The organism is Cytophagaceae bacterium ABcell3, assembly GCA_030913385.1.
Classification (GTDB): Bacteria; Bacteroidota; Bacteroidia; order Cytophagales; family Cytophagaceae; genus ABcell3.
This window is the reverse complement of sequence record CP133159.1, coordinates 3,300,924-3,317,068: the sequence shown is the minus strand read 5'-3', so window position 1 is coordinate 3,317,068 and position 16,145 is coordinate 3,300,924. Positions and strand designations below refer to the sequence as shown.

Below are 16,145 nucleotides of genomic sequence, written 5' to 3'. Positions count from 1 at the left end.
AAACAGATTGCCGCGGCATTACCTTAACGTACCTATCCCTATAAAACTAAAACAGCTGGCTCTTACCTCATTGCTATCTTGCGCCTCGCAATGACGATTAAAGTCTGACTTACTGTATATAATGCCATAAGTTGGCAAAAGTAGTTTTTGTTATTGAATCTTTTACGGACACTGCTATTTACCAACAGACCTCGCAAGGTTTTATTTTCTGCTTTATTTTACCTTGTACAGACTATCTGAGAGGTTACTTTCCCTGAAAAATAAAAACAACAGCCCTTGCCGGACCCGTTCCGGCATCTGTTAGACACTGGCAGAAAAGTGGTTTTTAAGAGACGTAATTTAAGAGATACTTCTACATACCTATTTATGCGGTTCTTACTCAAGTTTGACGCTTTGTATCTGCGACCTGATATTAAGCCTGTAAATTCTGAAATTCTGAGAATTCTGATTCAGACGGTATAGGTAACTAACAGACCCCGCAACGGGTGCGGGGATATAGTTATAGTGTTTCTTTTCTGCTTTATTTTACCTTGTGCAAAACTATTTGGGGTGACTAGTATGACTGGGATTCAATGAGTAGGTCATAGTTTATTTAAATACAACATTGTTGCATATAAAGCTGCCTTTTTATATGTTTGCATCAGATGCTTATAAATTTTTATACAAGTACATTTTTATAAAAATAAACTCTTATGATCTCAAAAAAACAAGTATTAGAAGCTCAGGAAAAATGGGGAAGCGGAATTGTCAAAATAGGCTCCTTAAAAGAACAAAGACAAGCTTGTGAAAAAGCAGCAAGCGATCTTTTAGATGAACTATATGCCTTTGACTTAGGGGAAGTGTTGTTCAAGCCTACTAAAGTTGAAGAAGTGCAATTTAGGCCAGATAAGGAAAGTGCACTTTCTTATTTTATCGGTGGTAACAAAAAATATTCTGAGGATAAGGGTTTTGCTATTACGCCTTTTACTAATGTCAAGTTTGAGAACAAGCATTTTGTCTTGGAAGAAGATAGGGCTATCGCTATGGGAAATTATTATTTTACCACTACCGATGGAAGTGTAGTTAAGGTTGAGTATACTTTTGGGTACAAACTATATAATGGTGCTTTAAAAATTGACCTTCACCATTCTTCTATACCTTACAGCGAAACATATCAAAATTTATGTGAGGCACAGAAGCAATTAACCCTAAAATTAATAAAAGAAAATAGTTGATGATAGGCAAAGTGTTTTGCATTTGTCCCTCGGATTTTTTAGAACCGTCCATTAAAAAAACTTTTAATGGACGGTTGTTCTTTTTTTCCCTTTTAGGAAACTGTATCCATGATGGAAATAATGTTCTTGAACAAGTAAATTTTTTAGTTCAACAAGAACGGATATCAGAAGTTAACTTTGTACTAGATTATAAAAACACTTTTCTTTCTCAAGTTTCGGCTACTGAAGTGTTGCCAGCCTATAGTCTTTTCAACAACTTTGATCAAAATTGTAAAAAATGTAGAAGTAACAAAGATATTAAGGAAAAGATTGTTGCTGCTTTACATCTAAAAAAGCAGGTTTTGAAGTTAAAAAGTTATAAGGGATTGAATGAAGGTCTTTCTTTTCATGCTTATCTGTATGATCGGGAAAATAGGGTTTTTATTTCAGTAAATAATTATCTATTGTTTGCTCATTCCACGATTATGCTTAATTAAAATAAGCTGGAGTGACTTTAGAAATAACAACTCTTGCCGGACCCGTTCCGGCATCTGTTGAGAGTTGGCAGAAAAGCATTTCTTTTCTATATTTCGCCACCTTCGGGGCTTTTGAAATCTGAGAATTTTTATTTCTATAATCATATCGCCCCTTTCTTGGCTCTGGATTAAAACTTGCCCATAAATAACCTGTCACCCTGAGGAACGAGGGGGCTGTCAGACGCTGGCACTAGGATGACGTGTTGATGAGATCAACTTGTACAGCATATCGCAAACAGATTGCCGCGGCATTACCTTAACGTACCTATCCCTATAAAACTAAAACAGCTGGCTCTTACCTCATTGCTATCTTGCGCCTCGCAATGACGATTAATAATTTACAAACAGATAATTAACACCTAACTTTTATTTATAAAATCCCCCATAATTAACCTGTCATCCCGAGGACGAGGGGGCTGTCAGACGCTGGCACTAGGATAATGTTTTGATGAGAGCAACTTGCACAGCATACCGCAAACGGATTGCAAAATAACTTGGTTACTTTCTCTGAAAAACAAGAATAACAGCTCTTGCCGGCTTGTTCCGGCATCTGTTGGGAGTTAGCAGAAATGTCATTTCTATCAATATATCGCCACCTTCGGGGCTTTTTAAATAATGTATTTATTTCTATAATCATATCGCCCCTTCTGGGCTCTGGTATTAACCTGTCACCCTGAGGAACGAAGGGTTTGTTAGACATTGCCTCTTTTGCGACACTAAAAGGTAATCCTTGAATCCTTTAATCGGGCGAATCCAGATTCTGACAAAAAGGGCGAGGGGGCTGTCAGACGCTGGTGCCAACCTTACTTAATTACCAATCATCAGGAAATGGAACAAACTACCTAATAACAAATTGACTTATAAAGGTGGTAGTGAGCAACCTAGGATATTCCGTTTTTTTTAGCTAAATTTGTTTGAATCATTTTTTCAGCTTTAAATTAAGGTGTTTGATAAACCTTATCCATATAAATTTGTACAACGAAATTGTAACCGGTATGGAAGTTCAAGCTATAAATTTGAGTATATCTACAGATTTTATGTCCATAAAGGAAGCTCTTGCCGGAAGTACATTGTGGAAGTCAAAGAATATGAAGACAAATTATTCACGATAGATTTTTATGCCAAAGTTTCCAACGATGCTAATAATCAGAAATACAGGTTAAAGACAAATCAATTTACCGGAGGTGCATTAGGAGCTACTATATTAAGTATCCTCACAAACGTTTTTATAAAAAATGACGTTAGAGCATATGGAATTGTTGCAGCATCTTTAACAAATGAATCCAGCAACTCGTATAACAAAAGGTTTCAAACATATGTTAAAGTTTTACAAAGAACAACAAAAACATATTTTGAAGTCTATGTGAACAAAAAAAATAGTTCAATATTTCTTATTCATAAAGGTCATATTCAAAATAAGGATATAATAATATCTAATTATGAAAAGATATTCAGAGAGACGCTTTGGTAAAGTATCAACTTCTAAACCATCAAAAGAGCAGGTTCTTAAGTTTGCAGAAACTGGCGGACTTTCTCTTGTTTCAGAGGAATCACAAAAATTTTGTCCATCTCATGATGTCAAAAATCTAAAGTGGTTTGAAAAAGCCAAGCTTGCATGGGAAGCTAGTAACGATGAGGAAATATGTAAAATAGAGCCTGAACATATAGACGGTTACGTAACATACTTGTAAAACAGAACTCCTTCACAGGGAGTTTTTTTGTTGATAGAGCTTTTTAATTATGTGATTTTGACCTTATAATCATATCTCCCCTTTCTGGGCTCTGGATTAAAACTTGCCCATAAATAACCTGTCACCCCGAGGAACGAGGGGTCTGTCTGACGCTGGCACTAGGATGACGTGTTGATGAGATCAACTTGTACAGCATATCGCATACAGATTGCCGCGGCATTACCTTAACGTACCTATCCCTATAAAACTAAAACAATTTGCTCTTACCTTATTGCTACCATGCGCCTCGCAATGACGATTAATCATCTTACTAACAGATAATTAACACCTAAGTTTTTTATAAAATTCCCCATAATTAACCTGTCATCCCGAGGACGAGGGATCTGTCAGACACTGGCACCTGCATGACGTTTTGATGATACCAAATTGCACAGCGTACCGCAAACAGATTGCCGCGGCATTCCCTTAACGTACCTATCCCTACAAAACTAAAACAATTTGCTCTTACCTTATTGCTACCATGCGCCTCGCAATGACGATTAATCATCTTACTAACAGATAATTAACACCTAAGTTTTTTTTATAAAATTCCCCATAATTAACCTGTCATCCCGAGGAACGAGGGGTCTGTCTGACGCTGGCACTAGGATGACGTGTTGATGAGATCAACTTGTACAGCATATCGCATACAGATTGCCGCGGCATTACCTTAACGTACCTAACCCTATAAAACTAAAACAGCTGGCTCTTACCTCATTGCTATCTTGCGCCTCGCAATGACGACTAAAGTCTGACTTACTGTATATAATGCCATAAGTTGGCAAAAGTAGTTTTTGTTATTGAATCTTTTACGGACACTGCTATTTACCAACAGACCTCGCAAGGTTTTATTTTCTGCTTTATTTTACCTTGTACAGACTATCTGAGAGGTTACTTTCCCTGAAAAACAAAAATAACAGCTCTTGCCGGACCCGTTCCGGCATCTGTTAGACACTGGCAGAAAAGTGGTTTTTAAGAGACGTAATTTAAGAGATACTTCTACATACCTAATTATGCGGTTCTTACTCAAGTCTGACGCTTTGTATCTGCGACCTGATATTAATCCTGTAAATTCTGAAATTCTGAGAATTCTGATTCAGACGGTATAGGTAACTAACAGACCCCGCAACGGGTGCGGGGATATAGTTATAGTGTTTCTTTTCTGCTTTATTTTACCTTAGCAAAATCAATTTATCTACTTTCTGCATGATTGTTGGTGAAAACACCAACAACCGGGTGGGGGGATAAGCCCTGTTAAGGGCGAAATATTGGTAGAAACGTTAACCTTGCACTAATTAGCCCCACTTGGGGCGAAACATATCGAGGAGCGAACCATATTCCGAAAAGTAGTTTTCTAAAAGGCGTGTTTTTACGGACACAGCTACTTACCAACAGACCCCGCAACAGGTGCGGGGAGAGAGCACAAGGTTTTATTTTTCTGACTTTATTTTACCTTGTGCAAAACTATTTTGGTGACTTTCCCTGAAAAATAAAAGTAACACCACCGTATCAACAACAACTACCCTACCCCTAAATTCGCTACCGAAATTTTTGGGGGCTTAAATATAACAAACATGCTTTTGAAGGGTTTTTAAGGCTATGGAAAAAGCAATGAATGTGACGCAAAAGCTCATTTCTTCTCACTTGTTATCAGGGGAAATGAAGCCTGGCTCTGAAATTGGTATTAAAATCGACCAGACGCTTACCCAAGATGCTACTGGTACCTTGGTAATGCTAGAGCTTGAAGCTATGGGGCTGGACAAGGTCAAAACGGAGCTTTCTGTTCAGTATGTTGACCATAACCTGTTGCAAACGGATTACCGGAATGCCGATGACCATCTTTTCTTACAGTCGGCTGCTAAAAAATTTGGGTTATGGTATAGTAGGGCTGGCAATGGTGTAAGCCATCCTTTACATACGGAAAGGTTTGGTATTCCAGGAAAAACTTTGGTGGGTTCTGACAGTCATACTCCAGCTTCGGGTGCATTGGGGATGCTTGCTTTGGGAGCTGGGGGGCTGGATGTTGCTTTTGTGATGATGGGAGAACCTTTATACATTAAAATGCCAAAAGTGATGGGCGTTAAGTTGACAGGAAAGCTCCCAGATTGGGTAAGTGCTAAGGACGTGATTCTTGAAATGCTGCGAAGGTACGATGTAAAAGGTTGCAGGGGAATGATTTTAGAGTATTATGGTGAAGGGCTGGAGCACCTGAGTACAATGGACAGGCATGTTATTGCCAATATGGGAACAGAGCTTGGCGCCACTACTTCTGTTTTTCCTTCTGATGGGGAGGTCCAAAGGTTTTTACGCTCACAACATAGGGAAAAGGACTGGACAGAACTATTGCCCGACAGTGCGGTTACCTATGACTTGCATGACGAAATCAATCTGTCTGACCTAGAGCCTTTAATAGCCTTGCCTAGCAGTCCTGGCAATGTAGTACCTGTCCGAGAAGTAGCAGGTCGTACGGTGCATCAGTGTGTAGTGGGGTCATCTGCCAATCCTGGCATTAGGGACTTTTGGATTGTTGGACAAATGCTCAAGGACAAAAAGGTCAGTCAGCATGTGTCATTGGACATTAACCCCACTTCCAGGCAAATGATAGAAAATCTGTTGGCTAATAAATCGCTCGCCTCACTCTTTGCTGCGGGTGCTCGGTTTCACCAAGCAGGCTGTATGGGATGTATAGGCATGGGGCAAGCACCTGCTTCTGGTAAAATAAGCCTTAGGACTGTGCCCAGAAATTTCCGCGGGCGGTCTGGAACCCTAGATGACCAAGTTTACCTTTGCAGCCCCGAAACCGCAGCAGCTTCTGCACTGACCGGTGAAATTACTGATCCACGTGATATGGAGATACGCTACAAGATGAAATACCCAGCATATGTCCGGCCTGAAAAAGTGATTATTAATACAGATATGCTTCTGGCTCCTTCTTCAGATGGGCAGGATGTAGAATTGGAAAAAGGTCCCAATATAAAGTCGTTGCCGGTTTTCAAGGAGCCTCACAATCGCTATGAAGTGCCCGTTGCCTTAAAAATGGAAGATAATATTTCTACAGATGAAATTATGAAAGCAGGTGTTAAAGTACTTTCATTACGTAGCAATATACCGGCCATTAGTGAGTGGGCTTATGCCATAATAGATGACAATTTTTCTCAAAGGGCTTTGCGTGCCAAAGACGATTATGGCGGTCATATAGTAGTGGCAGGCGAAAACTATGCTCAAGGTTCAAGCCGGGAGCATGCGGCCATAGCTCCAAGATATTTGGGGCAAGTAGCGGTCATTGCTAAAAGTTATGCTCGGCTTGGATGGCAAAACTTGGTAAATTTTGGCATAATTCCTTTTGAATTTTCCAATAAGGATGATTATGATGACATTACTTTAGGTGACATGATTCTCCTTGAAAATATTCATGAGAATTTTAGGGAAGGAAAACCTCATGTTGCTATTAATAGATCTAAGAACAAAAGGTACGAGCTGACCCACTCGCTAAGCGAGAGGCAGGTAAAGGTTTTAATGAAGGGTGGTGTCATCAATTACTTTAGGATAAACGGAAGTGTTCCTGAACTGGCTGGAACTGGGTCTTTAGATGGTGGTTAATACGGAATAACGTATTAAGTAAAGTTTTGATTTATAATTTCATAAGGTATTAAAAAATTGGAGCTAAAACATTCAGCAGGTACAAGGGTTTCCTAGATATAGAAACCATTGCTTATGAAACCAGAGAAGAATATATATACACCTGTTCCACCGCAAAGGCTGTACCCTCAGGAAAAGCCGAATTCTGAAAACAATCAACGCATTTATCAAAGTGGAACTGATAATAGTAAAGGTGAAAAGGAGAAAAGCTCACCTCCTGAAAAGGGGAAACAGTGAGTGAAATGTGGAGTTGTTGTGCAGGTTTCGGACAGGACAAGGGTTAATGTATAATAAAGTCGGTCATTACCGGCTCTTTATTGTTCTGTCTGAAGTCTGTGGCTATTTGCGCCCTATGATATGTGGAGTGGTTTATGATATGGAATAAGATTTCTTTAATAGACCTTGCATACTTTTCTCCTTTAATAGAAGAGTACCAGATAGTCGATGATAGGTCATGTTCAAGAACTACTTTTAAGGAATATTGCAAATTGACTGAGTCTATCAAACACAAGTTTTCATTTTTTCGTATGTCCCAATCTCTGGTAACAATCTGCTCTCCCCTTATTCTGCAATTCCATATCTCATGTGAATTTATAATATGACAATATAGCTGAAGTGCCTTTTTAGAAGGTGGTGCTTTTTGTAGCTTTTGCGCTAGGGCTTGGTTACAACGGCTATTATACTCCAATAAGTTTTTGAAAAACTCTTCCATATTTAACGTTTATGTGCGACATTAAAAAAGTATTTGCTTTGGCGGTCATTGCAATTATAGCCTTACATTACATAAGGTACCCTAACTTGCAATGTTTTTTTCAGTGCAGCTATTTCTATGCGAACCAGTATTTCTTCTTTTCCTACAGACGAGGATAAGACTGTGTTTATCAAGTTAGTAAGTAATGGCTATCTGAGAATATATTCCTCGGAAAAGCTTGTTAAAATAGCTACAGCCTCTTGGTTTTGCTGCATAAGGGCATGGTCTAGGGCGGTATTTCCCCTTGTGTCTACCAGAGAGGTATCTGCTTGATGATTCATTAGTAAAGCCACAACTTCCCAATGGTTGAAGGTAGAGGCATAAATTAAAGCCGTAGCCCCATTATTGTTTCGGATATTGATGTCTGCGCCATTTTGAAGCAGAAATGAAGTCATTGCAGCATTTCCCCGATAACATGCTTCCATTAAGGCTGTATTGCCATAATAGTCTTGGGTATTCAAGTCTACATCCTGCGATAACAAAAGTTTTGCCACTTCAACCTGGCCGTTTATAACAGCAAGTACTAAGGGGGAATATCCATTATAGTCCCTGATATGAACTAATTGGTTGTTGTCTTGGATATGTTTTTTTATTTCTGCCAGTTCACCATTGCGAACAGCACGTAAAAAGCTTTCTTGGCAGAAACCTACAGATACAGATGCCAACACCAAAATAATTGAAATGCATTTCATAGGCCTAGCGATTTAAATCCAAAATAATCTAAAGGAAATAAGCGTAAAAATAACCTAGTATCAGCCACTATCCTCCTCCATCGTCTTTGGTTACTGCTATGACTTTAACCCAATGCCATAGCTCCTTCTTATACTTTATGGGTGAAGGTTAAAAATATTACAGCCCTAGAGGTTTTACGAAATCCACACTTCGTAAGTTTCCCTGCACTTATCCGATGCTATAAATATAGGTGATTTTTTGACTTTTGCACCTATATCAAGATTACCTTTCATTCTTAAACAACAATTATCTGATGTAATCGTAATATATAAACTTGAACATCTGATATTTTCCTATTACTTTTAGCTTTAATTTATTATTTATAATTATGACAAATAAGGTTTTAGCCAAGTGTTTGCTTGGATTTATTGTTTTGGCACTTTTTTCTTGCGGGTCAGGAGAAAAGCAAACATTAGAATATCATCTTTCTGACATAAGCCTGGTTTTAGAAGGGCCTATGTTTCCGGGGTCTAATGAGTCACAAGCTGAAATAGTATTTTCCCCGGAAGAGGTTCTAGAAAGCGCTGGCGTCTCTCGTGATAATATTAAGAACATTAGAGTAAAAGAAGTTACCTTGAGGACAAACAATGAAGAGACGTTTGACCTTTTTGAAAGTATAGTGGTTCAAATGGTTGGCGGCGGCTCTTCTCTTACCTCGGTAGCTGTTCAGTCTCCTGTTCCAGCTTCGTCTGCATCGTTAACACCTGGTGTATCAGAAAAAGCTGAATTGGCAAAGTTCAAATCAGCGGATAAGGTTTTTCTTGTCATTGATGCCAATATTAACGAAGATTATGAAGATGATTTTGAATTAAAAGCTGACTTGGTATTCCTTTTGGAAGTAAGCAAATAAATATTATCTAACTATAAAAAACAATGAAAAATACGTTGAGAACGATACCTCTAATTGTACTAAGCTTAATGCTTAGCTTTACTTTGTCTTCTTTTGCACCGTCTGCGCAGTCAGATGATGAGGGAGATGCTCTTGTAGGCGTATGGGAGCCTGGAAATGGACGTGCCAAAGTGAAGGTTTCCAAAATTGGAGACAAGTATTACGGTAAAATAGTATGGCTACTAGAGCCAAAAAATGAAAAAGGTGAAGCTAAAACAGATGTTAACAATCCCGATGAGTCCATGAGAAGCACTCCATTACTAGGATATAGGATTCTTAAGGATTTTGAGTATAAAGGAAAAAAGACTTGGGATAATGGTACCATCTACGATCCAGAAAACGGCAGTACTTACAGCTGTACCATTAAAATGAAAGACGATAATACCTTAGAAGTTCGTGGGTACATCGGTGTTTCTGCTATTGGCCGTACAGATACATGGACCAGGTTGCAAAAAAAGAAATAGTAGAAAGGTTTATGTTCTGCAACATAAAAAAAGGATCGTAAGGCAAAAGCTTTACGATCCTTTTTTTGTCAGGTTAATGGGTTTTGGAAACTATATTTAATTTAAGCCAGCTTAAGGCAAGTATTCAAGCACTTCTTTTAGGGGCTCATTCATACCCTAATCCAGAAATTCCTGAAACCCCATGCATCCCGATTCAGACAATTACTTATGGGCTTACCAAGTTTAAGCTGATGTTAAAGTACAGAGGGTTGCTTAAACGGTTCTGCATCACATATGGTTGGTTTCCGAAAAACCCCCTAAAGAAGTCACCACTATCTACATTATAGTTGTAGTTAATGACATATCCAAATTGGCCTGAAATCCAAATGAAATCGGTTAACCCTCTTTCGTAGATGGCCCTCACACGGATTTCAGATCTTCTTAATTCTAGGTTGTTTGGATCATAGTGCGCCATATGAGCGGCATGTGTTTCCCCTACCCTTGGAAATAAGTTATCCCTGTCGTTAAGTCTGTAACTTTGTCCTTCAAGTTCAAAACCTAGCATAAGGATATTTCTGGTGTTAAATGTGCGTCTGAAGTGTGCCCTTGCCGGCAATAGAGCCTCTATTCCCCACTTTCTGTCAGCACTTGTGTAGTTATACATGATGACAGGGAAATAATTGACCTCACCTGCCCGGTATGATTGGGTAGCACCAAAAGCATATTGAAGGCGGTCGTGTACTCTCCTACCATACATGGCCACCCATGTTAACCTTGTGTGTCTAGGGTGCTGAGGGTTTGTTAAGGTATAGTCTCCGTTTAAATCTCCTGCTACAAAACCCATTACAAAGTTTTTCTCAGATACCGGCTTGAATATGGTGGTGTTTAGCCCCATACTTGTAAGTCCTTTTTCTTGCAAAAGGTTAGGGAATGGATGGTTTATGTCATTCTCCATAACATAATTTGTTCGGATATAACTACCTCCTACATTTACAAGGAGCCTGTTGTGTGAAATAACCGGAATATTGGCAAACAACCGAAGACCGTGGGCCGCCCTTATTCTTGTTGACTCTCCTGGGTAAGGGTATAGAGAGTCACTGTTAAGGGTATTGCTTCCCATTACATCATACCCAACAGAAACCAGTTTGGCTGGTGCTAAACCAAAAATTTTGGGATGGGCAAAACGCCTGGTTTCCCTCCCTTCTTCTACTCCAAAATCTTCATAAATGCTGTAGTCTTCATCATCATCGTCCTCCCAAGGTTCGTCTTGAGCTTGTAGCTGAAAAGAGACAGTTAAAAAAGAAAGAAGTAAGAATACGTTTAGTTTCATGATTTATTTAAAGGAGTCAACCTTCAAATATATAAAACTTATAGCGTTTAAGAAACAAAAGAACTAAAAATAACCTACTTTGGATCTGCTGCAAAAGTAATAATTGTGCGTAGCCACAAGGAACTTTATGGGCTCACACGTAAAAGTTGGGGAGTTTTGGTTTGATTTGTTAATTTTAAGGCAAGATGAAAGAAAATATTATTGCCCCTTTTTTGCCGGAAGGCATACTAGATTTTTTTGAAATAGAAGCTGTAATAGAGCTATGTGACCTGAACAGCAAAAGATCCTTTTATAAAATCAACCTCATTGAGCAGAACCGGCTATTAGGAAAACATAATCCTGAAGAGTACGAGTCTAAAGGTTTTTATGAACCTAAAATTGTGCAAGATTTCCCTATAAGGGGAAAAGCCGTTTATCTTGAATTTAAGCGACGAAGGTGGAGGCATAAAACATGCAAGAACAAAATAGTTTACAATGACTATTCATTTGTAGCTGAAGGCTCTAAAATCACTCAAGAGCTTTCAGATTTTTTAAAAGGTACAGGTCGAGACCCGCGAAGATACCATTGGTAACATTGGCAGCTATTATGAGGTCAAAGGGGATTTGTTGAGGAGGCACTATAAGAAGAAAAGCAGTGGGTTTAAGCAGTGGGAACAAAAAGAGCATGCAGAAGACTATTTGGTCTTTCCGGACAATATCGGAGAGCATCTCAGTATAGACGAAGTTGCACTGTCAAAAGGAGAGTTGTACACTTTTATTACCAATAAAAACGGGAGAGGCAAAAGAGGCTCTTTGGTAGCTTCTGTAAAAGGCACATTGTCGGCAAATATCATACAAGTTCTGGAGAAAATCCCTCTGGAACAAAGGAATAAAGTAAAGGAAGTAACCCTTGACATGGCAAAAAACATGGAGTCATCCGCAAGAACATGTTTCCCCATGGCAAATTTGGTTACAGACCGCTTTCATGTAGTAAGGCTGGCCCTGGAGGCTCTACAACATATAAGGGTCAATCAAAGATGGGTTGAACTGGATATGGAAAACAAGGCTATCGAAGCTGCCAAAAAGAATGGCGTTAGGTATAAAGCACCCTTATTGCCCAATGGGGACACCCCAAAGCAACTTTTGGCCCGCTGCAGGTATGTCTTTGCCAAAAAGAAAGCTGATTGGACTCAAAGCCAAGAGCAGAGAGCCAACATAGCTTTTGAAAATTATCCAGACCTCAAAAAAGCTTATGACCATGTTCTTGAGTTTAGGCTAATATATGAAAGCAACACAAAAATTTCCGCTGAAAAAAAGTTTAATGAATGGATCAATAAAACTCATGAGATGGAAATTAAAGAATTTTTAACGGTAGCAAATACAGTAAGCAACCATATGAGCAATATTCTAAACTTCTTTGACAATAGATCTACCAATGCAAATGCGGAATCTTTTAATTCAAAAATAAAGCTCTTCAGGGCAAACTTAAGAGGCGTTGTAGATACCAGGTTTTTCTTGTTCAGGCTCTCTAAGCTTTTTGCTTAAATCCCCAGAAAAATACGGTGACCCACTTTATGGCTACATATGGTAATACATGAAGGTGTATTGGAAGAATCAAATGTAAGCCTAAATTGGAATATGCATTTATGGCTATTCCAAAATAAACTATTGGATCAAATTTATCACTACACCCTACTAATGCTGAGGGAGAATTTAGCTTGTTTTTAGCAAAACTTTAAATGTAGTCCCTTTTCCTTCTTCGCTCTCTATGTCAATGCTACCTCCATTGTTGTCAACTATTTTTTTTACAATAGCTAAACCGATGCCGGTACCTTCTACATGTTGGTGGAACCTGCGGAACATAGAAAATATCTTTTCCTTGTTTTTTTCTTTGATCCCCAGGCCATTGTCTTCTACAATTAACTGAGTGTGTTGATTGTCAATTTTTTTAGAAGTTATTTTTACCTGTACCTGCCGGTCAGGAGACCGATATTTTATGGCATTAGATACCAGGTTATACATAATGCTTCTTAAGTTTTTTCTAGAAAACGCAATAACAGGCGCTCCTGAAAAATCTTGGATTAACTGGGCTCCTGAACTATTAATGTCAGATTGAATGTTTTCTTTAACCTCTTTTAGTAAACCCTCTAGTAAAATTTCGGACTCATTGTCTTCTAAAGTATTGGACTGAACTTTGGCTACTTCTGCCAAATCCTTAATGGTACTCTTAAACCTTTCTACAGACTGGTTGATCATTTGTATGAAGGCATCCAATTCGTCATCAATAAGTTTTTGTTCAGACAAAGTGGCACTAAGAGCTTGAATGAGTCCTTCAATATTGCTGATAGGAGCTTTAAGATCGTGCGAAGCGGTGTAAATAAAACTATCAAGGTCATTGTTTATTCGTGACAGTTCGGCATTACTAGTCTTTAATTGCTCAGAGGCAATTTTCTGTTCGTGAATATCTATCCCGACACCGATATACCCCATAAACTTCCCATTGGGAAGGTATCTTGGGTTTCCTTTAAAATGGTGCCATCGATAGGTTCCGTCATACCTTTTTAGCCTTACTTCAGGCAGTTGGTAAGACCTTTTCTCCTGAAATGCTGTAGAATATTCTTTATATATAAACTGTAGGTCATCGGGGTGGACAATATTACTCCATGCATGACCAATGGCTTGTTTAAAGGTTTGGCCGGTATAATCAAGCCACGCTTTATTAAAGTAACTCATGGTAGCAATTTCGTCAGGTTCTACCAGGTAAACAATCATAGGTGACTGGTCTGCCAAGGTCCGGAACCGTTCTTCACTCTCGCGAAGGGCTTCTTCTGCTTGTTTATGTTCGGTAATGTCTTGACATACAACTACAACAGCTATGATCTTTCCATCAGGGTCTTTAACTGTGGAAACATTTACCTGTACCCATACCAAGGATCCATCAGGGCGGATATACCGTTTTTCAACTTTAAAAGGAGTACCTTTTTCCTTCATGTTTTTTAACAAGGCAAGATTATGCTCCAGATCGTCAGGGTTAGTAATACTCTTTATGCTTTCTTGGTAAAGCACTTCTTTGGGATAACCTGTTATCTCGCTATATCGGTCGTTTACTAAAACGAAATTCCCTTCTAAATCAGTCTGGGCAATACCTACAAAACTTTGGTTAAAAATACTGCTGAACTGCTCTTCACTTTGGGCCAACGCTTCTTTTGACAATTTATGGTCATGGATATCTGTGCAGGTGCCAAACCAGCGGATAATTTTCCCTGTATGTTCATCTCTAAATGGCAATGCTTGTCCTAGAAACCACCTATATTTCCCATCTTTTGCCCTTAAGCGGTATTCTATCTCATAGGGTTCTCCGGTTTTAAGTGAGTGTTGCCATTTTCTCCATGCCCTTTCTTGGTCATCTGGATGAAATTGCTCATTCCATTGGTCCCCGGAAGTTTCTTCAAAAGGTTTTCCTACAAAATCGTACCAACGCTTGTTATAGTAGTCATGGTAACCATCAGGTTTGGTGGTCCATACGATCTGTGGCATAGATTCAGCAATGGCCCTATATTGATTTTCACTTTTTTTAAGTGCAATTTCAGTTTTTTTGCGTTCTGAAATATCTAATACCCATGCAATTCCTTGCTCTGATGAATCTTCATAAAAGGCTCCTCCTAATAAGACATCTGCCTTACTTCCATCCTTTCGAACAAACTCCCAACTTGAAGTATTTAAAACACCCGTGTTTTTTAGCTCCTGGATTGTGTTGTCAACTTTGTTTAGGTACTTTTCAGCAATAAAATTTCTCCAGTTAATCTTTCCGTGTTTTAAGTCATTATGACTATACCTGACTATATCAAGAAATGCATCATTTGCTTCAAAGACTTCTCCTTTAACATTCCAATGGTAAATGCCCAAAAGGTTAGAATCGGAAATTCTACGGAGTTTTTGTTCACTGGCTAACAATGCTTGTTCTGCAAGTTTCCGTTCTGTAATATCGACAGTGACACCGGAAAAAGTTTCGGGGTTTCCTTCTGAGTCATAGAAACATTTTCCTCGCTCCATAACCCACCGTACCTTCCCATCATTTTGCTGTAGCCTGTACTCCTCTGAAAACTTTTTTCTCATTGAAATAGCCTTTGCTATAGACTTTCCTACTCTGTCTATATCGAGGGGGTGTATTGTGTTCCAAGCTTCTGTAATTGGTATCCCAACAAAAGCTTTTTTAGGGCTGAGGCCAATAAGAGAGGCAAACCGCTTATCGGCATAAAAAGTTTCAGATTTAATATCCCAACTCCAAGTGCCAACCGTGCCAGCTGCATTCATTGCTATTTCGAGCTGTTCTTCGGTAAGTTTCTTTTCTTCTTCAGCTTTTACAAGATGGGTCACTTCATGGTTTACGATCAAAACACCAGCAGGCGCTCCATTGTCATCCATTATTGGGCTGCAATCTAAGTCCATCCATATATTTTCTGGCGTTTTGTTGCGGTACACTTCATAAGGAATCCTTTCGTACCTTAATGATTCACCGGTTAGACAAGTGTCAATGACGTTTCTGATAAAATTGGCTGCTTCAGGCCATATTTCCTCACATTTTTCACCTAATAACTTGGGATGCCTCCCCCCTGCAAAATTGATATATCCATCATTGTATAAGGTTATTCCTTCGTTGCCCCAAAGAATAACTAAAGGCGCAGGAGACTGTATAATAATGTTTGTTGCCGAAATAAGGCTTTGGGGCCATGTATAAACCGGACCCAGTTTGCTTCTGTCCCAGTCGTATGAGCACATTAACTCACCCATTTCTCCTCCACCAACAAAAGGTTTTTTAGTTTTATTATATTCAGAGTTTATGGCCCTGCTCATATGCTATATCAATTAATATTACACGAAGTATCCAATAACAACTCACAACTGCATTGGGGCTTACAAAGC

Annotated in this window: 13 protein-coding genes; 9 read left to right on the top strand and 4 right to left on the bottom strand. The window is 38.9% G+C overall.

Features of this window, described 5'->3' with window-relative positions; genetic code table 11:
• The first annotated feature begins 692 nt into the window (after positions 1-692).
• The 5 genes from RCC89_13340 (at position 693) to RCC89_13320 (ending at position 7,335) form a co-directional block, all read left to right on the top strand.
• On the top strand, positions 693-1,214 hold the full coding sequence (locus RCC89_13340) for a phosphoribosyl-AMP cyclohydrolase (protein ID WMJ74141.1): 522 nt from the start codon (positions 693-695) through the stop codon (positions 1,212-1,214).
• A gap of 74 nt (positions 1,215-1,288) precedes the next feature.
• Complete coding sequence (locus tag RCC89_13335; GenBank protein ID WMJ74140.1) at positions 1,289-1,690, top strand: hypothetical protein; 402 nt, start codon at positions 1,289-1,291, stop codon at positions 1,688-1,690.
• Positions 1,691-3,168: 1,478 nt separating this feature from the next.
• Positions 3,169-3,420: a hypothetical protein gene (locus RCC89_13330; protein WMJ74139.1), complete on the top strand. Its 252-nt coding sequence runs from the start codon at positions 3,169-3,171 to the stop codon at positions 3,418-3,420.
• A 1,638-nt stretch (positions 3,421-5,058) separates the two neighbouring features.
• A complete protein-coding gene (locus RCC89_13325; GenBank protein ID WMJ74138.1) occupies positions 5,059-7,059 on the top strand; it encodes an aconitate hydratase in 2,001 nt (666 codons plus the stop codon).
• A 114-nt stretch (positions 7,060-7,173) separates the two neighbouring features.
• Positions 7,174-7,335, top strand: a complete 162-nt coding sequence (locus RCC89_13320; GenBank protein WMJ74137.1) for a hypothetical protein — start codon at positions 7,174-7,176, stop codon at positions 7,333-7,335.
• Positions 7,336-7,378: 43 nt separating this feature from the next.
• On the opposite strand, the gene RCC89_13315 is transcribed toward RCC89_13320, so the two are convergent.
• On the bottom strand, positions 7,379-7,810 hold the full coding sequence (locus tag RCC89_13315; protein ID WMJ74136.1) for a DinB family protein: 432 nt from the start codon (positions 7,808-7,810) through the stop codon (positions 7,379-7,381).
• A gap of 188 nt (positions 7,811-7,998) precedes the next feature.
• Positions 7,999-8,541, bottom strand: a complete 543-nt coding sequence (locus tag RCC89_13310; protein ID WMJ74135.1) for an ankyrin repeat domain-containing protein — start codon at positions 8,539-8,541, stop codon at positions 7,999-8,001.
• Between the two features lie 368 nt (positions 8,542-8,909).
• Here RCC89_13310 and RCC89_13305 point away from each other — a divergent pair, with 368 nt between their 5' ends.
• Together RCC89_13305 and RCC89_13300 are read left to right on the top strand one after the other, a co-directional pair.
• A complete protein-coding gene (locus tag RCC89_13305) occupies positions 8,910-9,431 on the top strand; it encodes a hypothetical protein (protein WMJ74134.1) in 522 nt (173 codons plus the stop codon).
• A 23-nt stretch (positions 9,432-9,454) separates the two neighbouring features.
• The gene (locus RCC89_13300; protein WMJ74133.1) at positions 9,455-9,934 is read left to right on the top strand and encodes a DUF2147 domain-containing protein; all 480 of its coding nucleotides are present in this window, start codon (positions 9,455-9,457) and stop codon (positions 9,932-9,934) included.
• Positions 9,935-10,139: 205 nt separating this feature from the next.
• Here RCC89_13300 and RCC89_13295 read toward each other — a convergent pair whose 3' ends face one another.
• Complete coding sequence (locus RCC89_13295; protein ID WMJ74132.1) at positions 10,140-11,243, bottom strand: DUF6268 family outer membrane beta-barrel protein; 1,104 nt, start codon at positions 11,241-11,243, stop codon at positions 10,140-10,142.
• Between the two features lie 185 nt (positions 11,244-11,428).
• Between RCC89_13295 and RCC89_13290 the strand changes: the two genes are divergently transcribed.
• Both RCC89_13290 and RCC89_13285 read left to right on the top strand, forming a co-directional pair.
• Positions 11,429-11,815 carry a hypothetical protein gene (locus RCC89_13290; protein WMJ74131.1) on the top strand — a complete coding sequence of 129 codons (387 nt, stop codon included), beginning with the start codon at positions 11,429-11,431 and terminating at the stop codon, positions 11,813-11,815.
• Between the two features lie 31 nt (positions 11,816-11,846).
• Positions 11,847-12,767: a transposase gene (locus tag RCC89_13285; protein WMJ74130.1), complete on the top strand. Its 921-nt coding sequence runs from the start codon at positions 11,847-11,849 to the stop codon at positions 12,765-12,767.
• Positions 12,768-12,935: 168 nt separating this feature from the next.
• On the opposite strand, the gene RCC89_13280 is transcribed toward RCC89_13285, so the two are convergent.
• Positions 12,936-16,076, bottom strand: coding sequence for a PAS domain S-box protein (locus tag RCC89_13280; GenBank protein WMJ74129.1), 3,141 nt, complete (start codon positions 16,074-16,076; stop codon positions 12,936-12,938).
• Positions 16,077-16,145: the final 69 nt, after the last annotated feature.